The sequence below is a fragment of the uncultured Phocaeicola sp. genome (assembly GCF_948499155.1).
Taxonomy (GTDB): Bacteria; Bacteroidota; Bacteroidia; order Bacteroidales; family Bacteroidaceae; genus Phocaeicola; species Phocaeicola faecalis.
The window spans coordinates 171034-194610 of sequence record NZ_CAOOSE010000005.1 but is presented as its reverse complement, the minus strand read 5'-3'; the positions used below and the strand labels follow the sequence as shown (position 1 = coordinate 194610).

The 23577-nt window shown below is 45.0% G+C and carries 21 protein-coding genes and 1 pseudogene; 6 read left to right on the top strand and 16 right to left on the bottom strand.

Features of this window, described 5'->3' with window-relative positions; genetic code table 11:
- The first annotated feature begins 22 nt into the window (after positions 1-22).
- The gene (gene dnaG, locus QYT14_RS06250; protein WP_288325055.1) at positions 23-2083 is read left to right on the top strand and encodes a DNA primase; all 2061 of its coding nucleotides are present in this window, start codon (positions 23-25) and stop codon (positions 2081-2083) included.
- Positions 2084-2271: 188 nt separating this feature from the next.
- Here dnaG and folE read toward each other — a convergent pair whose 3' ends face one another.
- From folE to QYT14_RS06180, 14 genes and pseudogenes are all read right to left on the bottom strand, one after another.
- Complete coding sequence (folE, locus tag QYT14_RS06245) at positions 2272-2865, bottom strand: GTP cyclohydrolase I FolE (protein ID WP_237039022.1); 594 nt, start codon at positions 2863-2865, stop codon at positions 2272-2274.
- A gap of 1 nt (position 2866) precedes the next feature.
- Entirely contained in the window at positions 2867-3325 is a 459-nt protein-coding gene (locus tag QYT14_RS06240; protein ID WP_288325054.1) for an SPOR domain-containing protein, read from the bottom strand.
- Positions 3326-3490: 165 nt separating this feature from the next.
- The gene (gene tpiA / locus QYT14_RS06235; protein ID WP_237039024.1) at positions 3491-4246 is read right to left on the bottom strand and encodes a triose-phosphate isomerase; all 756 of its coding nucleotides are present in this window, start codon (positions 4244-4246) and stop codon (positions 3491-3493) included.
- Positions 4247-4275: 29 nt separating this feature from the next.
- Positions 4276-5583 carry a BT_3928 family protein gene (locus QYT14_RS06230; protein WP_237039025.1) on the bottom strand — a complete coding sequence of 436 codons (1308 nt, stop codon included), beginning with the start codon at positions 5581-5583 and terminating at the stop codon, positions 4276-4278.
- Entirely contained in the window at positions 5573-6115 is a 543-nt protein-coding gene (locus QYT14_RS06225) for a DUF1599 domain-containing protein (RefSeq protein WP_237039135.1), read from the bottom strand. The genes QYT14_RS06230 and QYT14_RS06225 overlap by 11 nt, the downstream gene beginning before the upstream one ends.
- 113 nt (positions 6116-6228) lie before the next feature.
- Positions 6229-7119 carry a M23 family metallopeptidase gene (locus tag QYT14_RS06220; protein ID WP_237039026.1) on the bottom strand — a complete coding sequence of 297 codons (891 nt, stop codon included), beginning with the start codon at positions 7117-7119 and terminating at the stop codon, positions 6229-6231.
- 20 nt (positions 7120-7139) lie between these two features.
- A pseudogene (gene ndk / locus QYT14_RS06215) lies at positions 7140-7604 on the bottom strand (nucleoside-diphosphate kinase).
- Between the two features lie 221 nt (positions 7605-7825).
- Positions 7826-9922: an ATP-dependent DNA helicase RecG gene (recG, locus tag QYT14_RS06210; RefSeq protein ID WP_288325053.1), complete on the bottom strand. Its 2097-nt coding sequence runs from the start codon at positions 9920-9922 to the stop codon at positions 7826-7828.
- 1 nt (position 9923) lies between these two features.
- On the bottom strand, positions 9924-10583 hold the full coding sequence (locus QYT14_RS06205) for a 2-C-methyl-D-erythritol 4-phosphate cytidylyltransferase (protein ID WP_237039029.1): 660 nt from the start codon (positions 10581-10583) through the stop codon (positions 9924-9926).
- Between the two features lie 98 nt (positions 10584-10681).
- Positions 10682-11233 carry a DJ-1 family glyoxalase III gene (locus QYT14_RS06200; RefSeq protein WP_288325052.1) on the bottom strand — a complete coding sequence of 184 codons (552 nt, stop codon included), beginning with the start codon at positions 11231-11233 and terminating at the stop codon, positions 10682-10684.
- Between the two features lie 3 nt (positions 11234-11236).
- Positions 11237-12130: a TonB family protein gene (locus tag QYT14_RS06195; RefSeq protein ID WP_237039031.1), complete on the bottom strand. Its 894-nt coding sequence runs from the start codon at positions 12128-12130 to the stop codon at positions 11237-11239.
- Between the two features lie 63 nt (positions 12131-12193).
- On the bottom strand, positions 12194-12613 hold the full coding sequence (locus QYT14_RS06190) for a biopolymer transporter ExbD (protein WP_005941395.1): 420 nt from the start codon (positions 12611-12613) through the stop codon (positions 12194-12196).
- A gap of 6 nt (positions 12614-12619) precedes the next feature.
- Positions 12620-13336 carry a MotA/TolQ/ExbB proton channel family protein gene (locus QYT14_RS06185; protein WP_005941398.1) on the bottom strand — a complete coding sequence of 239 codons (717 nt, stop codon included), beginning with the start codon at positions 13334-13336 and terminating at the stop codon, positions 12620-12622.
- The gene (locus QYT14_RS06180) at positions 13336-14049 is read right to left on the bottom strand and encodes a pyridoxine 5'-phosphate synthase (RefSeq protein ID WP_237039032.1); all 714 of its coding nucleotides are present in this window, start codon (positions 14047-14049) and stop codon (positions 13336-13338) included. Before QYT14_RS06180 ends, QYT14_RS06185 begins: the two co-directional genes overlap by 1 nt.
- A 118-nt stretch (positions 14050-14167) precedes the next feature.
- Here QYT14_RS06180 and QYT14_RS06175 point away from each other — a divergent pair, with 118 nt between their 5' ends.
- The 5 genes from QYT14_RS06175 (at position 14168) to QYT14_RS06155 (ending at position 19197) form a co-directional block, all read left to right on the top strand.
- Entirely contained in the window at positions 14168-15040 is an 873-nt protein-coding gene (locus QYT14_RS06175) for an NAD kinase (protein WP_237039033.1), read from the top strand.
- Between the two features lie 217 nt (positions 15041-15257).
- Positions 15258-15584 carry a helix-turn-helix transcriptional regulator gene (locus QYT14_RS06170; RefSeq protein WP_288325051.1) on the top strand — a complete coding sequence of 109 codons (327 nt, stop codon included), beginning with the start codon at positions 15258-15260 and terminating at the stop codon, positions 15582-15584.
- Complete coding sequence (locus tag QYT14_RS06165; RefSeq protein ID WP_288325049.1) at positions 15568-16680, top strand: type II toxin-antitoxin system HipA family toxin; 1113 nt, start codon at positions 15568-15570, stop codon at positions 16678-16680. Before QYT14_RS06170 ends, QYT14_RS06165 begins: the two co-directional genes overlap by 17 nt.
- Before the next feature lie 510 nt (positions 16681-17190).
- Positions 17191-17820, top strand: coding sequence for an HU family DNA-binding protein (locus tag QYT14_RS06160; protein ID WP_237039034.1), 630 nt, complete (start codon positions 17191-17193; stop codon positions 17818-17820).
- Between the two features lie 45 nt (positions 17821-17865).
- A complete protein-coding gene (locus QYT14_RS06155; RefSeq protein ID WP_288325048.1) occupies positions 17866-19197 on the top strand; it encodes a M64 family metallopeptidase in 1332 nt (443 codons plus the stop codon).
- Positions 19198-19201: 4 nt separating this feature from the next.
- On the opposite strand, the gene QYT14_RS06150 is transcribed toward QYT14_RS06155, so the two are convergent.
- Both QYT14_RS06150 and QYT14_RS06145 read right to left on the bottom strand, forming a co-directional pair.
- Positions 19202-22285, bottom strand: coding sequence for an AAA family ATPase (locus QYT14_RS06150; protein WP_288325047.1), 3084 nt, complete (start codon positions 22283-22285; stop codon positions 19202-19204).
- An 18-nt stretch (positions 22286-22303) separates the two neighbouring features.
- The gene (locus QYT14_RS06145) at positions 22304-23542 is read right to left on the bottom strand and encodes an exonuclease SbcCD subunit D (protein WP_237039037.1); all 1239 of its coding nucleotides are present in this window, start codon (positions 23540-23542) and stop codon (positions 22304-22306) included.
- Positions 23543-23577: the final 35 nt, after the last annotated feature.

Below are 23577 nucleotides of genomic sequence, written 5' to 3'. Positions count from 1 at the left end.
TTTTATTATCTTCGCATTCGCAATGATAGACCAACCCACCATAGACCGAATATTGGACGCTGCACAGATAGTAGATGTGGTATCCGAATTTGTCACCCTACGCAAGCGAGGTGTGAACTTTGTAGGGCTTTGCCCGTTTCATGATGACAAGACTCCATCGTTCTACGTGTCACCGGCCAAAGGATTATGCAAATGTTTTGCCTGTGGTAAAGGAGGAAACGTGGTTCACTTTGTGATGGAACACGAGCAGATGACCTACCCCGAAGCACTGCGCTGGCTGGCAAAAAAATACAATATAGAAATAAAAGAGCGTGAACTTACCGATGAGGAGAAAGAAGTACAAAATGTACGTGAAAGCCTCTTCGTGGTAAATGAATTCGCACGTGATTATTTTCAAAATATCCTCTATAACCATGCTGATGGCAAAGCCATTGGTATGACCTATTTCCGCCAACGTGGTATTCGCGACGACATCGTGAAAAAATTCCAGTTGGGTTACAGCACCACGGCACACGATGCATTGGCACAAGAAGCCTTACGCAAAGGATATAAAAAAGAATTCCTGATAAAGACCGGCCTGTGTTACGAAAAAGAAGACGGCAGTCTGCGCGACCGTTTTTGGGGGCGCGTTATTTTTCCATGGTTCAACATCAGCGGAAAAGTATTAGGCTTCGGCGGACGCGTGTTGGACAGCCGCACCAAAGGAGTCAATCAAAAATACGTCAATTCACCCGAATCGGAAATATTCAGCAAACGAAAAGAGCTATATGGCATCTTCCAAGCAAAAGCAGCCATTGTTAAAGCTGATTGCGTTTACATGGTAGAAGGATACACCGATGTGATAGCCATGCATCAATGTGGATTGGAGAATGTGGTAGCCAACTCGGGAACTGCGTTGAGTGAACAACAAATCCGCCTGCTCCATCGTTTTACTGCAAATATCACGTTATTATATGACGGTGATGAAGCCGGTATAAAAGCCAGCATCCGAGGCATAGACATGCTGCTCGCAGAAGGGATGAATATCAAAGTCCTGCTCCTTCCTGACGGAGATGACCCTGACAGTTTTTCCCGAAAACACAATGCTACAGAGTTTAAGCAATACATTGCCGATCACGAAGAAAATTTCATTCGTTTTAAAACCAACTTATTACTAAAGGATGCTCAAAAAGATCCTGTCAAGCGAGCCGGTCTGATAGCTGATATGGCAAGAAGCATCGGACTGATTCCCAATGATGTGATTCGTTATGCCTGTGTAAAGGAATGTGCTACCATTCTGAATGTAAACGAACAGATTATCCTGAATGAGATAAAGAAGCATCTACTGCAACGTGATGATAACTATTTGGAACAAATCAAGAAAGAGAAAGATGCGACCGACAACAACCTTATGCTTTCTCCTTCCGCTGATATGGTCCCGCCTCCCATGGGAGCAGAGGACAACGTTCCCCCTCCTCCTTTCCCACCCGAGGAAGTAGAAGCACAATACCAGTCCTACATTCCCGAAGAAGGAAGGGAAAAGTATGTATTCTATGCCAAAGAACAACTACTGATAAAAACTCTAATCCGCTATGGAGAAAGGATTATGTGTTATGTAGAGACAGAAGAGAATGCAGAAACGCCACTTACAGTGATAGAATATATTTCAATGGACTTGAAACAGGATGAGTTACAGTTTCACAACCCATTACATAGAAAAATATTGGCAGAAGCAGAGAGTCATCTGCATGACCAGAACTTTACGGCAGAGCGTTATTTCCTGGCACATCCCGATCCTACCATCAGCAGATTGGCTGCAGAGATGATAAATGACCGTTACCAACTAAGTAAATATCATTCTAAATCTCAAAAGATAATAACGGATGAAGAGCGTTTACATGAACTGGTTCCGCATCAAATCATCGACTTTAAACTGGCCATACTGGAAGAAGAAATGAAACATACATTGCAAGCATTAGGCAGGCCCGAAGTGGCTCAAGACGCCAACAAATGCTTGGAAATTATGGCTCACTACAAAGACTTGAGCGAACTATTGAAAGAGATGGCCAAACGTGCAGGCGACCGGGTGGTACTCAAAGCATAGGATTTCATTTATCACAGGAAGATTGTGCCAACATGAAATGCCTATCATTTGGCCGGAGGGACAAATTGAATCCACACGAAAATGATTTACCGCATGCGTTCGGGCAGATTTAATCTGCCCTACAGCAACAATATGACATTACTTGGAAGTTTTGACACATTGTCCACAGTTGGTAGAGTTATAATAGGTCAGCGTTGATGACGAATAAGATTCATAAACTCCTCCCGAGTCTTAGCCTGATTGAATGCTCCGGTAAAATCAGAAGTAGTAGTGATGGCATTCTGTTTTTCCACCCCACGCATTTGCATACACATGTGCTTCGCTTCCACTACCACCATTACGCCTAATGGATTTAATGTTTCCTGAATGCATTCTTTAATTTGCAACGTCATACGTTCTTGCACCTGAAGACGGTGTGAAAAGACATCAACCACACGGGCTATCTTGCTCAAACCCGTAATATAACCGTTAGGGATATAAGCCACATGCGCTTTACCATAGAACGGCAACATGTGATGCTCACACAAAGAGAAGAAATCAATATCTTTCACTATAACCATCTGGCTATATTCTTCTTTAAACTTAGCTCCCAACAAAATAGCATGGGGGTCTTGTTCATAACCGCGCGTCAGCGTCAGCATTGCTTTTGCCACACGTTCGGGCGTTTTCAGCAATCCTTCTCTTTCTACATCTTCGCCCAACAGCGATAAAATACTCTCATAATGGCCTTTCAACTGCGCAATCTTCTCTGCAGACCATTCGGGGTGCAATAGTTCTTCCATGTTAGTCTAGGGGGATATTAATTTGTTCACGAACAATAGATACTTCTTTAAAAGCACCGGTAGTCTTCAAACGACGCATGGCTGCGTCAGCTTCTTCGATACTGCGGAAATCACCTACACGGCATAGCCAACGAGGAGGCTGAAAATAAGCATAAACGGGCATATCCGGAAATACCTCTTTTACCTTATTAGCCATATTGTTGGCTTCGTTGCGAGCCACGCGAGAATTGTTCCCGGCATAAACCTGAACCCGATATCCTCTGGCCTTCAATGTCTTTTGCTCACTTCCGACAGCACTCTTGGTATGGATTGTACCTATCAGACCTGTTATCTTAGAATCTTGATGAATGGTCACTGTACCCTCTCCGGCGTGACTATGCTGGAGACTTTCTACAATATTCTGCTGTGCAAAAGCAGAAAGACCAAAGGCTAAGAAGAATATGATAAAAATGTATCTCATGTCGTTTAATGAATTTAGAATATTGGAGGTGTGTCAAAATTCCAAAGTCACCGCCACATTGTTATTGCAGGAGCGGATTCAATCTATCCCTACAGCAAAATGACAAATTGTTTTCATTTTGACACACCCGGGAAAGGCTACACCGGGCAGCCTTTAATTAACCAATTATTTGAATGCATCGATAATGCCCTTGAAGTCAGCGACCTTCAAAGCAGCGCCACCAATCAAACCGCCATCCACATCAGGATTAGCAAACAATTCTTTTGCGTTAGAAGGCTTGCAGCTACCACCATAAAGGATAGAAGTATTGTCTGCAACTTCTTTGCCATACTTGTCAGCAATTAAAGAACGAATAAATGCATGGATTTCCTGAGCCTGCTCAGCTGTAGCAGTCTTACCTGTACCAATAGCCCAAACCGGTTCGTATGCCAAGATAATCTTGCCAAAGTCTTCAGCAGACAAAGAGAATACTGATGCCAACTGAGCAGCAACTACTTCATTCTGTTTGTTAGCTTCGCGTTCTTCCAAAACTTCACCGATACAGAAGATAGGTTTCAGGTTGTTAGCCAAAGCCAGTTTTACCTTTTCTTCCAGAATAGCTACAGTTTCGCCATAGTAAGCACGACGTTCAGAGTGACCCAAGATTACGTATTCTGCACCGGTAGAAGCTACCATCTCTGCAGAAACTTCACCTGTATATGCACCTGATACTTTGTCTGCACAGTTTTCTGCACCGACACCGATAACAGCTTTATCAACAATAGGAGTAACCGAAGCCAAGTGAATAAACGGAGTACAGATTACTACGTCACAATTAGGTTTGTCAGCAGCCAATGCTTCGTTCAATTCTTTTGCAAGAGCAATACCTTCCTGAAGGTTCTTGTTCATTTTCCAGTTTCCTGCAACAATGTTCTTTCTCATTTTGTTTTTTTGTTAAAGGGTTAATGAAATTATTTTGTTTGATTCTCTTTCAATTTTATTCTCTTTTTCTTGTGATATTGTTCCCAAACGGCATCTACCATACTGAAGAACAGCAACGGAAATATAAACCATGCAAATACCAGAACCACCTTGTGGCTGAATGTCTTAGCATTCATCTGTGCCAACGGAAGCTTTTCCAAACGGTCGGTCAGCATATATTCGTCAGGCAGACTGTTCACACTCCATTTATTGATTACTACACCATTCTTCAACAACATCAATCCGGGATTAGACCGAATCATGGTCTTCAATGTAATATTATCCATCAAGCAGAAAGGATACTCCGCTCCGGTACGTTCTTGCCAGTCTTCAATGTCTTTATCGGGAGACGAAGTGAGACAGTAGAACTTATAATTATTTTCCACACTGTAATCATAAAGCTCGTTTATCAAATCGATAGTGCTGTCGTCAGCTTGATTCAACTGGTGGGCTATCAACAGAAAAGTATACCCCTTATCGTCCAACACTTCTTCAGTGATATCCTCGCCATCCTCTTGCCTAATCATGGAAAAATCATGAATAGGCGGTTCATAACCCTGCTCCTTAACAACTGTTTTAGAGTCGACGAATGCCCATGTGCTATCAGGATAGTTTTCAAGTGAAAACTCTTTCTCCACACCATCCTTTTTCAAGATAAAACGAGTTTCATAGACAGTGGGCTGAGCGCCTTCCGGAATTTCCATTCCTTTACGAATATCAGCACCGATATGGTAAGGTCTGAAATCGAAAACCGGCAATTCACGATAACAGTATAAAGTCATTCCCAATATATAAAGGAACGTATAAAGCGCAACAAGCCAGTCAAAACGTTTAGTTACCAATGGAGTAATGCAGGTTCGCCATTTGAACACCGACACCGCAGCCAACAACAAGACAATATTCTTCCAAAAAGTTTGCCAATTGGTCAACACCACCGCATCGCCGAAACAGCCGCAATCCGATATCGGATTATCAATTGCCAACCACAGAGTAAGCGGCGTCATCACTCCCATGATAATCAGCATAAACAAAGTTGTTGTCCGTCTGCGAATGCCAAATAACAGGTATACACCCAGACAGAACTCAATCATTGCCTGCAATACCGATGCCAAGAACGGAAGAAATGCCGGAACCAATGCAGCCCAACCGAAAGCCTCCAGATAATCCTGAATTTTATATTGAGTACCTAAAGGGTCTACCGCCTTGACAAAGCCGGAAAATATAAATACAATGGCCAAAAAGAAACGGCATGCATTTGTCCAAAGTCCAATAATGCTATGTAAACGCTTACTCTCCAAATTCTAATTTTATCAATCCAAATACCGAATAATTAATCATATCCATATAATTGGCATCAATTCCCTCGGATACCAAGGTAGCCCCATCATGCCCCTCGATTTGCTTGGTGCGGTAAATCTTCATCAAAATCAAATCGGTATAAGAACTTATGCGCATGCTACGCCATGCCTCATCATAGTCATGGTTCTTGGCAAGCATTAACTCCAATGCCTGTCGTGCATACTGGTCGTATAATTCCAAAGCACGCGCTTCTGTCATGTCATCCGTCTCGGCATATCCCAATTCCAACTGGATTAAACCGATAATCCCATAATTAACGATAGCCATAAACTCCGAACGGATACCTTCGTCCACCATCGTTACCCCTTTGGTCTCAATGCTTCGAATGCGGTTGGCTTTTATAAAAATCTGGTCGGTAACAGATGAAGGGCGCATGATACGCCATGCAGCACCGTAATCATGCAGTTTCTTCGCAAACAAATCACGGCAAATAGCTATCACATGTTCAAATTGTTGTTTAGTATCTTTCATCATTCTCTATGAATAGGCGACAAAGTTACACATTTTTCTGCTTAAGCGTAAACAAAAAGGCGGAAAAGAATACTCCTTCCCGCCCTATTTTATATTTCTTAATTAACTATTACTTAAGAACATCTTAACACTTGTCCCGGACGAAGTATCGTTCTGCGGGTAATGTGGTTCAATTTACACAGCGCATCGATAGATGTACCTGTCTTTTGTGCAATCCGGCTCAACGTATCGCCACTGCGTACTTTATGATAACGAATCGTTCCATCCGAAGATGCCATCAGACTGACATTCTTACTGCTGGTATTATTACGCTGATATCTGTTACTGCCTTTTCTGAACAGATAAGAATCGGCAACAATATCCTGTTTTTCAAAATCAAACAAATAAGCCGGATTAATGGCTTGTCCCAAGAAGCGAGTTTCGAAATGAAGATGAGAACCTGTAGAACGACCTGTGTTACCACCCAATCCGATGGGCTCGCCCGCTTCTACATATTGGTCTTCATTTACAATCTGCTTGGACAAGTGCCCATAGACAGTTTCCAAACCATTCTCATGACGGATTACCACGTATTTTCCATAACCGCGACGTTCGTACTTCACCATACGCACTTTTCCACTGAAAGCGGCACGAATCGTATCGCCAATGTAGACTTTAATATCCAATCCATTGTGCATACGGCGACGGCGGGGACCAAATTTTGAAGTAATCTTTGTATGTTCAGTCGGCATGTGGAAGCCGGTCATATCAATACGGAAAGTATCAGGGATAGTAACGGTATTACCGTAAGCGTGTACACGTTCATTGCTCCAGTTAGGATAAAGAGTGTATGCAGGATAAGCAGCTTTCTCCGCTTTAATCTGGCGAATCAATGCAACAGAATCTACTGCCTTCAACTTTCTGTCGATTGGCGCCTGGCGTGCCAACAAGTCCTGTCCTGACACATTCAGGCTGACTAAGGCGAAAGCTGCCGCTGCGACTACTTTAATACATTTCAAAATCATCCGTTTCTTTTGTTTTTCTTTTAATATTCGTCATTAGCATAAAGAGAGCCAAACACGGCTTGCTCGTACTCGAATATCTCTTCTGGTTAAAAAAATCTTTTTAGTTCTACTTCGGCAGCTTCAGGCGAATCGGATGCATGGACAATGTTTTCCTGGAAACTCATACTGTAATCTCCACGGATAGTTCCGGGTGCAGCCAAGCGACCGTTAGTAGGACCGGTTAATGTTCTCACCACTTGAATAGCATCTACACCTTCAAAGCAACAAACAATAACGGGACAAGCCATCATTGAGTCCTTTACGCGCTGAAAGAACGGCTTTGAACTTAAATGAGCATAATGTTCACTAAGCACCTCATCTGTCAATTGAACCATTTTCATTCCGGCCAAACGTAATCCCTTGCGTTCAAATCTGCTTGTTATCTCACCGACCAGTGCTCTTTGAAGAGTACAGGGCTTCAAAATGACTAACGTTTTTTCCATCATAATATTGGTTCTTTTTAAGGTTATCGAGATACTTCTATTCAAAAATTCTCCCAAAGATAGACTTTTTCTTCGAAACAACGAGTCTGTCTTTAACTCTTTTTTTATGTAGAATATATGCAAAAGTATTATAGAACGAACGAAAACCATTATAAACAGGGAAGATAAAGGTCTTTTATGTTATGCAACATATATCCTCTATTTTAACAGTAGTACAGGGTAAACTAAGATATTGCCGCCCAATTTATATTAGTTTTACGCAAGGCCTGAAGTTGCTGCCACAACACGGCATTCTCGGGCCGGGTGCATGCCGGGTCTTCATCCACCACGCGGCTTGCTATTTCACGTACATACTGAAGCAACTGTCCGTCGCGAGCTATATCTGCTATCTTCAAGTCAAAAGCCACACCGCTTTGCTGAGTTCCTTCCAAATCACCGGGACCACGAAGTTTCAAGTCTGCTTCGGCTATCTCAAAACCATCATTCGTCTGCACCATAATTTCCAAACGTTTTCGGGTTTCCTCGGTAAGCTTATAAGTGGTCACTAAAATACAATAAGACTGGTCGGCGCCACGGCCAACACGCCCTCGAAGCTGATGCAACTGAGAGAGTCCGAAACGTTCTGCATTTTCTATGACCATCACCGAGGCATTAGGAACGTTTACACCGACCTCAATCACAGTAGTAGCCACCATTATCTGCGTCTCTCCACAAACAAACCGTTGCATCTCGGCATCTTTCTCGGCAGGTTTCATTTTGCCATGTACTTTACTCACCCGGCAATCGGGAAACTCTGCACATATATGTTCATACCCCTCTTCCAAATTTTTAATATCCATCTTTTCACTTTCCTTTATCAAAGGATAAACAATGTATACCTGACGCCCTTCTTCTATCTGCTTACGGATAGAAGCGTAAAGGCTGGCACGACGATTGTCAAACTGATGGACAGTTTGAATAGGTTTACGTCCGGGAGGAAGCTCGTCAATCACCGATACATCCAAGTCACCATAAAGTGTCATAGCCAATGTTCGCGGGATAGGAGTAGCTGTCATGACAAGCACATGAGGGGGACAAGTATTTTTCATCCACAGTTTGGCACGCTGAGCTACTCCAAAACGATGTTGCTCATCAATCACCACCATCCCCAAAGAAGAAAAGCCCACCGTGTCTTCGAGTACGGCATGTGTCCCAATCAAAATCTGAATATCTCCGGTAAGCAAATCCTTTAAAATCTTTTCGCGCTTCTTTCCTTTAACGGAGCCCATCAACAATTCCACCCGGACATTCATGCCGAATAGGAATTTCTGAATTGTCTCATAATGCTGTGCTGCAAGAATTTCAGTCGGTGCCATCATACAAGCCTGAAAACCATTGTCCAGTGCTATCAACATCGACATCAAGGCAACCAATGTTTTCCCGCTTCCCACATCACCCTGCAACAAGCGGTTCATTTGCCGCCCACTACCCATATCTTTCCTTATCTCCTTTATTACCCGTTTCTGTGCTCCGGTCAATTCAAAAGGAAGGTTTTGGGAATAGAAGGTATTGAATATCTCCCCTACCTTATCAAAAGACAGACCGCGATATTTACGCTTTCGGTCTTTGCTGTAACGCAAAATATTGAGTTGCACATAGAATAGTTCTTCAAATTTAAGGCGGTATTGAGCCTTACGAAGCAGTTCCGGATTTTGAGGGAAATGAATATTATGCAGCGCATCATCCAAAGACATCAGGTGATGCTCTTCTATGATTTGCGGGCTCAATGTCTCCGCAAGGGGTTCCTGCAATAAAGCAAGAGCGTTTTTCATCAGCTTTTCCAACCCATGCGAATTGAGGAAACCGCGTTTCATCCTTTCGGTAGTATTATAATAAGGTTGCAAGCCCATCGTGGAAAGGGTAAGTTCGCCCGATAAGTCCATATCGGGATGGGCTACGTTGATACGGCCGTTGAATACAGTCGGCTTGCCGAAGATAATATACTCTGTTCGAGTTTTATAATGTTCCAGCAAATATTTGATTCCCTGAAACCAAACCAAGTCAATAATCCCTGTCCCATCCGAGAAATGGCCGACAAGTCTGCGCTGTCTTCCTTCGCCAAAAGTCTCAAAACTGAGGATTTCACCTTTCAGTTGGATATAGGGCATATTTCCGTCTATCTCATGGATATAGTAAAGACGACTGCGGTCTACATATTTATAAGGGAAGTAGTACAACAAGTCATGCAAGGAAAAGATATTCAGTTCCTTGTTCAGGATAGTTGCACGCTGAGGGCCTACTCCCTGCAAATACTTTATGTCACGAGTGGTAATATCAAACATATCAGAGCAATATCTCTGCTACCTTTAAATCAAACGGGGTTGTTAACTTTATATTTTCTCTATTTCCTTCTACCAACCATACCTCTTTACCCATTGCTTCCACTACAGAAGCATCATCGGTAAAAGCATCGGTATATTCTTGCCGATAAGCATCTTTCAACAATTGTACATCAAATACCTGTGGAGTCTGAACCAATTTATATTGATTGCGTGGGACGGTCTCGCTCCCCTTTTCCGTAAGATGCCGCACAGTCTCCACCACATCAATTACAGGAATAACAGCTTTTTTCTTTTGCGCTGTATTATAGCACCCGGCAATCACCTGTTGGGACACAAAAGGACGGACACCATCGTGAACGCCTACCAAGCCTTCCCCTTCTACGAGTGACAAACCATTCTTTACGGAATGAAAGCGGGTTTCTCCTCCATCGGCAATATCATGAGGCAACACAAAATGATATGTTGCACAAAGTTCCTTCCAGTAGGCCTGTTGTGCCAAGGGAAGAACCAATATAATATGTATAGAGGAATCGTAAGTATAAAAAGTCTCAATAGTACGCATCAACACAGGTTTCCCCCCTATTGGAAGAAACTGTTTAGGAATATCCCCTCCCATGCGCAAGCCTTTGCCGCCGGCCACTATGATGATGTGTTTCTTCATGTTGGTTTTATATTATAATAACCGAAGATGCGCCTAAAAGCCTGATAATCCACTTTCGACACATCTTCCTTTGATATTCATAAAACAGTCATCTATTGTTATTCAGCAATCATCATAGCCTGTTTCAGTTCCTTCACCTTAGCTGCACCGACATACTTTTCTGCGATTGCAAATGAAAAGTCCATTGCAGCGCCGGGGCCCTTTCCTGTAATAAAGTTGCCGTCATTCTGTACCAGAGCGGCTGTATAGTCAGCACCGTCCAGATATTTATCAAAACCCGGATAGCAAGTTGCCTTCTTTCCTTTCAACAAACCACGCTTTCCATATACCAACGGAGCGGCACAAATGGCAGACAACGGTTTACCGGCTTCTGCAAAGGCCATAATCAAATCACTCAATCCTTGGTGTGCATCCAGATTTGTCGCTCCGGGCAGACCGCCGGGCAATACAATCATTTCCACATCCGCTTCTTTCACTTCTTCAAACACCATATCGGCTATAACCGGAACTCCGTGTGCACCATTTACGGTCAGCACACCGGTTACAGAGACCGTCTTCACAGGCAAACCTGCACGTCTCAACACATCCACCGGGGTCAGCGCTTCCACTTCCTCGAAGCCTTCTGCCAAAAATACATAAATTGTTTTCATAAGCTACTTCAGTTTAAAGTAATATGTAATAGTACCTGTCTGGTTATTTACTCCGTCCACCTGGTTAAAGCGAGCTTTACGCGCCGCCTCTTCCGCAGCTTTCCGCAACGCAGCATTTACCGTATTGGTACGTTTGTTGATACTTGTACTTATCACCTGTCCTGCCGGGTTCACGGTGATGGTCACCACCACACGGCCCTCATCCTGAACATTATAAACAGGCATCGGCAAACCGCCGCTACCCAAAGAACGTCCATTAAGGTCAAATGTTCCGTAACCGCCTGTACCTGTCGATTTTCCTTCAGCAGCATTACCTGTCGGGCTGCCTTCAAGTCCACTTCCTGTCGTGCCGGTCCCTTTGTTCCCCATCTGAGTACCTTTGCCAAATGCACCGGCTATCTTCTTTGCCGCTGCTTCCGCCGCTGCTTTTTCGGCTGCCGCTTTCTTTTCCGCAGCAGCTTTTTCGGCTTCAGCACGCTTCTCGGCTTCAGTCTTTTCCTTTGGCTTTACCGTATCTTTCTTGGGTACATCCTTTTTAGGAGTTTCCTTCTTGGGCTTTTCTTTTTTAGGAGTCTCTTTTTTAGGTTCCTTTTTGGGGACCGCCACTGTTTCCTCTTCCGTTTGAGTAATAATTTCCTCTTTTATTTCGACAGGAGGAACCACCTCCGGCTCCGGCACATCGGGGGCCGGTGCTTCGGGTTCATTCATTATATCGACATCCGTCAGCGTATAAGGGTCGGCATTCCCTTGAGAGAGTTCCGTATTTCCCAGCATAACAGGGACACCCCCCTCTTCCTGCACCTGAGGGCGGCGAATAGCAATCACCAGCAGCAGGATAAGGAGAAGGATATGCAGTACAGCCGTACCGACCAGTCCTGTTATCTTATTTTTCTTCATGCTTATAATCTAATGGTTTCAGATTCTTCACTTCGTTCAGTGTAACAACAGTCAAGAATCAGCTTATCGTTTCTTCTCAGGCGGGCGTGTAGCCAGCACCATTTTGAAGTGATTTTCATTAGCAATATTCAGTACCCTCACTATTTCACGATAAGGTACTGCCTCGTCAGCATAGAGCGCCACATACATATCGGGCTCTTTCTGAGCGCACTCTTGCAAAAAAGCCGGCAATTCCTCCAGTTCAATCGGCATTTCATCCTGATTGCCGAAAGCAGTATAGAAATTCAGGTTCTTATCAATGATTACCCGCGTGAGCGGCTTTGCCGAGGTTTGCTGCTTACCTTGCGGAAGCAACACCTTGATGGCATTAGGCGACACCATGGTGGAGGTAATCATAAAAAATATCAGCAACAGAAATATGATGTCCGTCATAGACGCCATACTAAAGTTGGGTGATATTTTATGTCTTCTTTTCAGTGCCATACGCTTTTACTTTTGAACAGGTTCGTTCAGCAAATCCATAAATGCCATAGTGCGTGCTTCCATCTGGCTCACCACCTTATCTACACGGGTCACCAGATAGTTATAGGCAAACATAGCTGCAATACCCACTATCAAACCACCCACTGTAGTAATCATAGCCTCATAAATACCTCCCGAAAGCAACGTGATATCGATATTATTTCCTGCATTTGCCATTTCCCAGAAAGCCTGCACCATACCGGTAACAGTCCCCAAGAAACCAATCATAGGTGCGCCACCGGAAATGGTTGCAACAATAGGCAATCCGTTTTCCAGTTTGGCAACTTCAATATTACCTGTATTCTCAATAGCAGCCTGCACGTCGGCTACAGGACGCCCCATACGGGTAATTCCCTTTTCAATCATACGCGCCGAAGGCGTATTGGTAATGCGGCAATAGTTAATGGCCGACTTTATTTCGCCGGTGCGGATATAGTCACGGATACGCTCCATAAACATAGGGTCATCTTTGCCGGCTTTACGGATAACTGCCAGACGTTCAAAGAAAATGTAGAAACACACCACAGACAGCACAGCCAAAACAGCCATAATCCATCCGCCTTTCAGCGCCATGTCCCAAAGGTTCATCTGCGCCTCTCCCGAAACGGGTGTCAAAACAGGATTACCCCCTGCCAGGGTATCCCCAATGGCTGTTTGTGCAGCCAGTAAAGTCAAGTTCATCATTAACGGAGACAATTTTTGTATTCTTCAATTGTTTGTTTTAGCCCCAGATAAAGAGCATCACTTATCAAAGCATGACCGATGGAAACTTCGTCCAACCAAGGAATATTGTCATGCATATACTTCAAGTTTACCAAGCTCAAGTCATGTCCGGCATTCAAGCCCATGCCCAAACTGCGGGTTACTTTGGCAGCCTCCACAAAAGGAGCGACAGCCGCTTCGGGATTCTGAGGATAAAGAGTGGCATAAGGTTCGGTATAAAGCTCTACACGGTCGGCCCCGGCCTTAGCTGCATATTCTATCATTTCACGATTCGTATTCACAAAAATAGAAGTACGGATTCCTGCGTGGCCAAAGGTATCCATCAGTTCCGCCAAAAAAGAAAGATTCGTTTTGGTGTCCCATCCCGCATTGGAAGTAATCTGGTCGGGGGCATCCGGAACAAGAGTTACCTGATGCGGCTTTACCTTCAGCACCAAATCAATAAACTCGGGACTGGGATAGCCTTCTATATTAAACTCGGTGGTAAGTAAAGGACGCAGTGCATACACATCGCTACGACGGATATGGCGTTCATCGGGACGAGGATGAACGGTAATACCTTCAGCACCAAACGCCTCACAATCTAAAGCAACTTTTACCACGTCAGGGTTATTTCCCCCACGGGCATTACGCAAGGTAGCTACCTTGTTTATATTTACACTTAACTTTGTCATCTTAGCAATATATTATTATCTTTGCAGTTCTGATGTGCAAAGTTAGCAGGTTTTATCTAAACCTAGTCCATTTTGACAAACAAAAGATTTATAAAATTAACTAATGAATATGCGTCCCATGAAATTCGCCATTTTTGGAAACACCTATCAGGCTAAGAAATCCACGCATGTAGAGCGTTTGCTTTCTATTCTGAACAGACACCACGCCGAAGTCTATATTTGTCGGGAGTTCTATCAATTTCTGACGAATGACTTGAAATTGCATATCCGTCAAGCCGGTATCTTCGACGAAAACGATTTTGAAGCCGACATGGTGCTAAGTATCGGTGGCGACGGTACTTTTCTGAAAGCGGCCAGCCGGGTGGGAGCGCGCAACATTCCCATATTAGGTATCAATACCGGACGGCTGGGCTTTTTAGCAGATGTCTCACCGGAAGAAATGGAAGACACTTTTGACGATATTTACAGCAACAATTACAGAATAGAAGACCGTAGTGTCTTACAAGTCTATTGTAAAGAACAGGAATTGAAAGGCTATCCTTTCGGACTGAATGAAATAGCTGTATTGAAACGCGACAGCTCATCCATGATTTCCATTCATACGGCTATCAACGGTGCCTATCTTACCACTTATCAGGCGGATGGTCTTGTCATTGCCACCCCTACCGGTTCGACAGCATATTCACTAAGCATCGGCGGGCCGGTCATTGTCCCGCATAGCAATACAATCGCCATTACTCCGGTTGCGCCCCACAGTCTGAACGTACGCCCCATCGTAATAAACGACGACTGGGAAATAACGCTGGATGTGGAAAGCCGCAGCCACAACTTCCTGATTGCCATCGACGGACGCAGCGAGACTTGCCGGGAAGGAAGCCGGCTGACTATCCGAAAGGCCGACTATCAAATAAAGGTGGTGAAACGGCAGAATCATATCTTCTTTAATACCTTACGCAACAAAATGATGTGGGGAGCCGACGGAAGAGGATAGCTTCCGCACCGGTGTTTCATTAAATGGAGTTTATGACTAACAAGCAACTGGCATTGGAACTTTCGGGACGTACAAAGTAAAAGCAATGCCTGCTATGCGGAACTTATTCTGCAAAATATTCTAAAATTCTCGAAATGTTCTCCGCTAATTGCTACCTTTGTATCAGATACAATAATATTCGATATCATAGCTTATTTACTTTTTCAGATACAATAGTATGCCATTACTTTATAATTTCGACATGGATACGCCGGACGAATTATTAGCAATCCTTGCTGATAACTTGCAGAAACGGAGATTGGAGAAAGGACTTTCCCGCGAGGCCCTCACCGAACTTAGTGGAGTTCCCACCCCTACCATCGCCAAATTTGAACAAAAGCATACCATCTCTTTATCTTCTTACGTGGCATTGGCAAAAGCATTAGGCTACTCCAAGTCCATTAAAGAGCTACTTTCCGAACCCATTTATAACACGATGGAAGAACTGGAAACAATCAACAAGAACAAAAACAGAAAAAAGGGACGCAATGAAATCAGTAAATAAATTAGCAGTAACCTATCATGACCGGATTGTCGGGACTCTCAGCATGACCCCTGACAATCGTCTGTGCGCTTTTCAATATGATAAAAACTGGCTGGCAAACGGCTTTTCCATCTCACCGCTCGATTTACCATTAAAACCGAATCTGTTTATCGCCAAGCCCAAACCGTTTTGGGGGAACTTCGGTATTTTTGAAGACAGCCTGCCCGATGGTTATGGACGTTATTTACTCAATCGTATGCTAAAAAAGCAAGGCATAAACGACAGCCTGTTAACGCCATTACAACGATTGAGCATTGTCGGGACCTCGGGAATGGGAGCACTATGTTATATTCCGGAAACATATCTCGGCGAAGAAAAAGCACTTCCCGAATGGGATGAACTCCAGCAAATGGCTCTGGATATACTCTCTGAGAAATCGGACAAGGATGAAGATATTCTATATTTCAACAGCGGCAATTCAGGTGGTTGCCGTCCCAAATGCCTGTATCACGACACAGAAGGTGCATGGTTGGTTAAATTCCGCCACACTTACGACCCTGGAGACATGGGAGTGATGGAATATCGCTATAATGAAACAGCACGCAGATGTGGCATCGATGTACCTGACTTCAAATTGATAAACGGAAAGTATTTTGCCACCAAGCGTTTTGATATAGAGGACGGGAAGCGGCTTCATGTCGCTACCGCAGGTGCTCTATTGAACGAGTCCATCGCGCAGCCTAAACTGGATTACAAAACACTACTTCACCTCACCGGTTATCTTACGCAGAACGCCAAACAAGTGGACGAGATGTTCCGGCGTATGGTATTCAATGTACTGACCGACAATAAAGATGACCATGCCAAGAACTTCAGCTTTATTTGCCGGGAAGGTATCTGGTCGTTAGCCCCGGCTTACGACTTGACCTTGTGCAGTAATGGATATAACGGCGAACATGCCACTTCCGCCAATAATAATGGCAGACCAACTGTGGAAGATATGATTACCGTTGGAGAAAGCATACGTATTTCCCGGGAAAAAGGGATGGATATGATTCACAGCATTGCAGAAGGATGTTCGGACATTCTATCAAAAGATTATCATTCGATTATATAAGGAAGGGAAGTTCCTCTCTGAGCATATAACTAAAGGACTCGCACCAATCCGCCAGTATCGTAAGGTGATATTTCAGATTCCGCATTTCGGACACACCGCATTCTTTTCTTCCGATTGGTCACAATCCCTTATCCACCCTGTGAATTTACATTTTCATGTCTCTTGCGTTCACGATAAACGCCCCACAACAGATATAGGGCAATCAAGGTATCCAATACATTATTCCATACCTCCCTACCCAATTCTATCTTCAGGACAGGTTGGAACAAAAAGCGATTAATTAAAAAATCCGGTAAAACAGTCACTTGTATTAGAAAGATTATGTATATTTGTACGGTCGAGAGAATCGTTTCACTTAAATAATAAAACTTCATCACTGTGGTAATACAAAATGATTACCTGAGTAATGCATCTTCCTCACCGTAGTGAGACGTTCTTCCTGAAAGGAAGAGAACAGAAACTCTTCCGCATAATAACAAATGATATAACCGGGTAAAACAAAAAGCACGAATGGCCATCAAGTTTGAATTTTACGAGTCACCCAACACGATAGGTACGCACAAGAAGCAGTATCATGCCCGTGTGGTGAACAGAGAACTAATCAGCACCGACTATCTGGCACGGGAGATACACCATGGCTCTACACTCACCGTGGCAGACATCAAGGCAACCATCATCTCGCTCAGCGAGAAATTGGCCGATCACCTGAAGGACGGCGCGCGGGTGCACATGGAGGGGATAGGCTATTTCCATGTATCCCTGAGCTGTTCTGAGACACAAAATCCCCAATCTACGCGAGCCTACGACGTGAAAATCAAGTCGGTGACATTCCGTGCGGACAAGGAACTGAAGAAACAGTTGGTGAACGTGAAGACGGAACGCTCAAAGTACAAGCCTCATTCCATCCCGGTGACGGACGAGAAGATAGACAAAGGGCTGACGGAATATTTCCAGACGCACAGCGTACTGACTCGCAGAGAGTTCGAACAGCTGTTCACGCTGACCCGCGCCACGGCCGGACGTTATATTACCCGACTGGCGAAGGAGGGAAAACTGCTCAACATTTCCATTCCGCATAACCCTATTTATGAACCGATGCCGGGATTCTACGGAAAAGAGAAGCTACCCGAACTGAAATAGGCAACAGACAATGTCACATGACCAATAAAAACAAGAGATACAAGTATGATAAGCAAAATCTCAAGATTAACCTTCCTCCTCATTATTGGATTGACAGTTTTGTCATGCAGTAAGGAAGAATCTCCTCTGACACTTACAGTCGCGCCCCAATCACTGCTGTTCAAACCTGATGATACCAGCCACGAACTGACCATCACTTCAGATGCAAGCTGGGAAATCACAGAGAAGAGCTGGGCTGAATGGATAAGCATTTCACCTCTGTCGGGAAAAGGAAACGGAAGCATTCAAGTTATAGTGAACGACAATAACAAACGTAACAATTCATCTTTCACACTATCCATTAAGTATTCGGGACAACAAGTATCCATTCCGATTACCGTTGAGACCAAGAACTATGGAAACGGAGGTTATACCGTATATCAGACCAGCAAAAAAGCCCATCCGATAAAACTGATAATCACCGGAGACGGTTATCTTCCGTGCCATTTTAATCATGGAGGACTATTCGATCAAAACGCTGACGAAGCCATTGAAGCTTTATTCGCTGTTGAGCCTTATAAAACATACAGAGAATATTTTTCAGTCTATAAGATAGCAGCTTTTTCAGAAGAAACCGGAATGAGCAGTGAAGTTGATAATATCCGGCGAAACACTGTATTCTCTAGTACACTCACCGGTGGGACTGGTGTAAAATGCGATTATGACAAGGTGCTCTCTTATGCCCTTCTTCCTCCTGACATTACAGAGACAGACTTAACAAACACATCAGTCTGTGTGATTATCAATGAAAACACTTATGCAGGCACTTGCTATACGATAAGCAATGGGAAAAGTATTGCAATGATACCGGTCTCCCATCCGGAAGATTCTTATTATACAATAGAATTTCCCAACATAGTCCGCCATGAATTCGGTGGCCACGGCTTTGGAAGACTTGCTGATGAATACATAGCTTATGATACTACCATTCCGGATGAAGAGAAGGGCGATTTGCTGGCTTGGCAGGAGTATAATTACTTTTTAAATGTCTCGCCTTATGACACGAAAGAGGAAGTGCCTTGGAGCAGGTTTATCGGCAAGCCGGAGTATCCACAAGTCGGCATTTTCGAAGGAGGATATTACTATCCCCAAGGCATCACACGCTCGGAAGACATCAGTTGCATGGATGATAACAGACCGTACTTCAACACACAAAGCCGGTATCTGATAGTAGAAAGGATACTTCAGGCCACCGGAGAGGGACAACTGACTTATCAAAAGTTCTTTGATAAAGATGTGCAGAAAACACCACCGCCATTTGCACGGAGTTTAATCAGGCCAAAGAATTTCAAGCCATTGGCGCCTCCTATCCGTATAATGGACAAGTCACGTAAGTAGCCGGTCATCCGGCTACTTGCACCCTGCTCCGTCCATTGCCGGTTTTCACTATCTGTATCTGTGCGGATATCCGTTCCGTCATTTCCGCCACGTGTGAAATCACGCCAATCTTACGCCCCTGCATCTGCAGTCGTTCAAGCGCGTCCATGGCTATACGGAATGTCTCAGGGTCAAGTGAACCGAAGCCTTCATCTATAAACAATGACTCCACATTCATCCGGTTGGAAGAGAACGAAGACAGGCCGAGCGCCAATGCCAGCGACACCAAAAAAGACTCACCGCCCGAAAGGGAATGAACAGTGCGCACCTCTCCCATCATGTCGAGGTCGACAATTTGCAAGGCAAGCGTGTCCGAGATACGTTGTAACTCATAACGCGGGGCAAGATTCTGCAAATGCTTATTGGCATAAAGCAAAAGCACGTCTAATGTATATCCCTGAGCTATTTCTTTAAACTTCACCCCACTCTGCGACCCGAAGAGCTCATTCAGTTTTGACCAGTTCTCATAATCCGACTGCTTTTCGTCCAACTCCTTCCGAATGCCTGCCAATGCCTGCCTGTTCTTTTCCTGCCCCTCCAGCATCAGGCCAATTTGAGTCAGGCGGGTAGCTTGCTGCTCTTGGACTGACTTACAAGCCGACAGTTTGAGCGACAAGGACTCTTCTGTTTCCCCTTCCGATGGCTTATGCGAATCCTCTTCATGTTTGGCCAACAATTGGCAACGCTCCGCCAACACAGCCTGCGCAGTAGTGAGCCGCTCTTTCAAGGCACCCAGTTCTTTCTTCTCCCGGTTAACCCAAGCGACATCTTTCGATAACAGTTCTTCCAACTCGGCACGAGTCGTAATCTCCTCCCGGCCGGACAGCCATTCGGCAATGCGACGGTTCTCTTCTTGCGACAACACCTCCAGACGTTCCACCTCTTTTTCCAGTTGGACAGACTGCCCTTTATAAGATTCCAATGCACCTGATAAATCCTGATATTGCTTCATGGCTATATCCCAGTGCCGCTGTAACTCTTCCTGCCTCATCCTGTTCTGATTCTCCACCTCGTGAGTGGGACGTCCTTCCAACAGCAGTGCACGCTGCGAACGAAGAGCCGTCAAGTCGGTCTCCAAAGCAATAGTCTTTGACTGTTTATCCTTTATCTGCACAGCATACGTCTCCTGTTCATGCTGCTTGGCATCCAGTTCGGCCTGTTGCCGTGACAATGCCTCCTTCGTGTCAGCCTGTTGTTGCAAACGCTCTTTCCATTGCTTGTCAAAGTTCCGTAACACGCCCTTCAACTGTCCTTTATCCAGTAAATCCTTCCAACCCGGAAGAATAGAAACATACTCTTTCACCTTAGACAGACATTCTTCAGAGCGGTGGGCGTAATTCTTGACAATGGTATCAAGCGTATTGATTTCCATTGTCCTGTCGGCGAGAGAAGCGGCAAGACGTTCCACCTCCTGTGCCACCTTCTCTTTTGCCCGATTCAGCTCCGCCTCCTGCAAGGATTGCACTTCGGTGAGAGTAGCAGCCGGATGATGCACGCTGCCACACACCGGACAGGGTTCTCCTTCCTGCAGCTGCGAGCGCAACAACACTACCTCGGCAGGCAGCAGCCGGTTCAGGCGTTCGGCCTCCTCTTGCATGACTTTCAGCCTTTTCTGCTCTATTTCCTGTAAGCCGGCAATCTCCTTCAGTGTTTTTTGATTCGATGACAACTGAGTCTCAGCCGTCTCCCGGTCTGTAAGAAGATTAAGCACCAATGGAACAGCCGGTATCAAATCTGCATAAACCATATAATGCCCAAACCAATCCTCTATCTCCTTCCAAGTCACCTGAAGCTTCTTTATTTGTTGGTGCAGTCCGGCCAGTTCTCTTTCCAGTTTCTCTTTCCGGCCGAGTTCCTTCTTTTCTTCCGCCTGTGCGTCCAACCATTGCTTTTGCTTCTCGGTTATCTGTACATCCAGTTCCTTAGCTTTGTTCAATTGGGGAGTCAGTCCGACAAGATATTCCTGCCAAGCTGTTTGCGCCTTCTTTGCCGTATCCAATTCCTGTTGCGTTTTAGAAAAGAGCACAGTGGTTTGCCGCACTTGTTCCCGACGTTCTTCCAGCGTTTTCCTGTTCGCCGCCAGTTGTACCGAGGTAGCGACTGACTGCATAAACACATCACGGATTTCCTGCGCCTGTTCCACACGTGCCAATAAAGCATAACGTGCAGCCGACACTTCCATTTCAGTCTGAATACCTTTCCATTCATTCTCCGCTTTCTCTTTGTTACGAATAAGCGAACGCTTCTCCTCCATCCACTTCAGACAGGCAGAAAATGTATCCTCTTCCCTCTTCGAAGCGGCAAGAGAGCCGGAGAGCAGAAGTTTTTCCTCGTCCAATGCAGCCAATACATCATCAGCCAGAAGTTCAACTCCTTTCATACGCTCCTGTAAAAGTCTGAATTCCATATCCGCATTCTTGGTCTTGGCATAGATGGAAGAAGAAACACGAGAGTAAATCTCCGTTCCTGTCAACTTTTCCAATATTTCAGCCTTCTCTGCCTGTTTAGCTTTCAGAAAAACGGCAAAATCGCCCTGCGCCAATAAGACCGACCGATTGAATTGCTCGAAAGACAGGCCGATGAGTTGGGATACTTTAGCAAGTAGTTCCTTCCTCGTGCCCTGCTCTTCAGTGTTCTTGGAAAGATTCATCAGGCGCAAACCGACACTGCGCAACACACCCGAAGGCTTACCTCCGGCACGACAGACTGTCCAGGTGGAGCGGTAGGTTTCTCCTGTCAAAGCGATGAAGTCCACTTCGGCATAACCTTCGGCTGTTCCGCGACGCAAGACGGAACGGCTGTCACTTTGAGCAATCGTCTTATTACGAACATCGGCCAGCTCCACTTTCGCTTCTCTTGCTTTGGTCATACGCGGAGTGGAATCGAACAGTGCAAGACACAAAGCATCCAGCAAAGTAGACTTACCGGAACCGGTGCTACCGGTAATGGCAAAGATGCCGGCATTTTTCAATGGTTCGACTGTAAAATCCACCTCAAATTCTCCTGCCAAAGAAGCAAGATTCTTTCCACGAATAGTTAATATCTTCATAATGAACGGTTGTCTTAATTACTCTTTACCGGCCTCGCTGATGACTTCCTGCAATAACTCTTTCATAGCAGCAGGCATCTTCTGTCCTTCGTATCTCCTTTTATAATAATCGAGCGCCACATCCAACGGACGAATCCCCCGTAACTCTTCATAGCTCACAGCCCGGAGGCCACTCTCCTTTTGGACAGGCATCACCGCCACCACACGCGCCAACCTCACCGATTTGCCTTGCAGAGCCGATTCTATTTTATATTTATAAGAAGTATCGGGTTCTGTCATCTGTATTTTCACTTCCAGATAGGGCGAACGCGCACTTATCTCTCCATCGGGCAGTCCATGAATGGCTTCCAAAACTTCCTCCAACACCGCAGGCCGGTCAGGAATACTCAGCAGGCGGGCATAGGGCGGCACGTCAATCTGAAGAATCTTCGTTTTATCTTCTTCATAGTCCACCATCACCACACCGCTTCTGTTGCCTTTTTCAGAGAACGACATGGGAATGGGAGCTCCCGAATAACGTACATTCTCTCTTCCGGAAACTCGCTGCGGACGGTGAAGGTGTCCCAACGCCGTATAAATAATCTGCGTATCAAAAGCCTCCGGCGAGATGCCTTCCACACCCCCGATAACGGTACGTTCGGAACGGTCTTCACCGGATATCTCCGAGCCTGTCGCCTGCAGATGCCCCATGGCAATAACAGGTTTTCCTTCATCTTTCAATTCGGCAAACAGTTGTCGGTAGAGGCTCTGAACGCCTTGCGCATAATTTTCGGCAGGCGGATAATCTCCTTGCCGCAGAAAAGGAACGGCAAGGCAGAATGCAGCTATATCGTTTATATTCATATCCTCTTGCGAACGTCCGGCACCGGGTTTGTAAATCGGTACAATGAGGTGTGCCAAGTCTATGTCACCGTCCGCATCCCGCTTCACCACTCCCCTCACAGTGATGTTCATCTCCTCCAGCAATGGGTTCGGCGCTTCCAACCGTGCTGCCGAATCATGATTACCGGCCGTAATAATGATTTGCAGCATAGGACACTCGGTTGTCACCCGGCGGAGAAAGGAGTAATACAGCCGTTGAGATTCGGCCGAAGGATTCGGCCCATCAAATACATCTCCGGCAACGAGAAGAACGTCAATCTTACGTTCTTTGATTAGCCTGCACAACCAGTCAAGGAAACGGACATGCTCATCATGGCGGCTGTATTCATAAAAAGTCTGACCCAAATGCCAGTCTGCGGTATGTAGGATTTTCATATTTCTGATTATACATTCTTAGTGGCTTGTACTTT

What these genes read in the sequence shown, in the direction of transcription:
- QYT14_RS06225 (WP_237039135.1), bottom strand. Translation starts at nt 6,115, where the DNA reads ATGAAAGATACTAAACAACAATTTGAACATGTGATAGCTATTTGCCGT.
- QYT14_RS06195 (WP_237039031.1), bottom strand. Translation starts at nt 12,130, where the DNA reads ATGAAGAAAAATAAGATAACAGGACTGGTCGGTACGGCTGTACTGCAT.
- QYT14_RS06150 (WP_288325047.1), bottom strand. Translation starts at nt 22,285, where the DNA reads ATGAAGATATTAACTATTCGTGGAAAGAATCTTGCTTCTTTGGCAGGA.
- folE (WP_237039022.1), bottom strand. Translation starts at nt 2,865, where the DNA reads ATGGAAGAACTATTGCACCCCGAATGGTCTGCAGAGAAGATTGCGCAG.
- dnaG (WP_288325055.1), top strand. Translation starts at nt 23, where the DNA reads ATGATAGACCAACCCACCATAGACCGAATATTGGACGCTGCACAGATA.
- QYT14_RS06200 (WP_288325052.1), bottom strand. Translation starts at nt 11,233, where the DNA reads ATGAAAACAATTTATGTATTTTTGGCAGAAGGCTTCGAGGAAGTGGAA.
- QYT14_RS06170 (WP_288325051.1), top strand. Translation starts at nt 15,258, where the DNA reads ATGCCATTACTTTATAATTTCGACATGGATACGCCGGACGAATTATTA.
- QYT14_RS06220 (WP_237039026.1), bottom strand. Translation starts at nt 7,119, where the DNA reads ATGATTTTGAAATGTATTAAAGTAGTCGCAGCGGCAGCTTTCGCCTTA.
- QYT14_RS06175 (WP_237039033.1), top strand. Translation starts at nt 14,168, where the DNA reads ATGAAATTCGCCATTTTTGGAAACACCTATCAGGCTAAGAAATCCACG.
- QYT14_RS06185 (WP_005941398.1), bottom strand. Translation starts at nt 13,336, where the DNA reads ATGATGAACTTGACTTTACTGGCTGCACAAACAGCCATTGGGGATACC.
- QYT14_RS06160 (WP_237039034.1), top strand. Translation starts at nt 17,191, where the DNA reads ATGGCCATCAAGTTTGAATTTTACGAGTCACCCAACACGATAGGTACG.
- QYT14_RS06240 (WP_288325054.1), bottom strand. Translation starts at nt 3,325, where the DNA reads ATGAGATACATTTTTATCATATTCTTCTTAGCCTTTGGTCTTTCTGCT.
- tpiA (WP_237039024.1), bottom strand. Translation starts at nt 4,246, where the DNA reads ATGAGAAAGAACATTGTTGCAGGAAACTGGAAAATGAACAAGAACCTT.
- QYT14_RS06205 (WP_237039029.1), bottom strand. Translation starts at nt 10,583, where the DNA reads ATGAAGAAACACATCATCATAGTGGCCGGCGGCAAAGGCTTGCGCATG.
- QYT14_RS06155 (WP_288325048.1), top strand. Translation starts at nt 17,866, where the DNA reads ATGATAAGCAAAATCTCAAGATTAACCTTCCTCCTCATTATTGGATTG.
- QYT14_RS06145 (WP_237039037.1), bottom strand. Translation starts at nt 23,542, where the DNA reads ATGAAAATCCTACATACCGCAGACTGGCATTTGGGTCAGACTTTTTAT.
- QYT14_RS06180 (WP_237039032.1), bottom strand. Translation starts at nt 14,049, where the DNA reads ATGACAAAGTTAAGTGTAAATATAAACAAGGTAGCTACCTTGCGTAAT.
- QYT14_RS06165 (WP_288325049.1), top strand. Translation starts at nt 15,568, where the DNA reads ATGAAATCAGTAAATAAATTAGCAGTAACCTATCATGACCGGATTGTC.
- recG (WP_288325053.1), bottom strand. Translation starts at nt 9,922, where the DNA reads ATGTTTGATATTACCACTCGTGACATAAAGTATTTGCAGGGAGTAGGC.
- QYT14_RS06190 (WP_005941395.1), bottom strand. Translation starts at nt 12,613, where the DNA reads ATGGCACTGAAAAGAAGACATAAAATATCACCCAACTTTAGTATGGCG.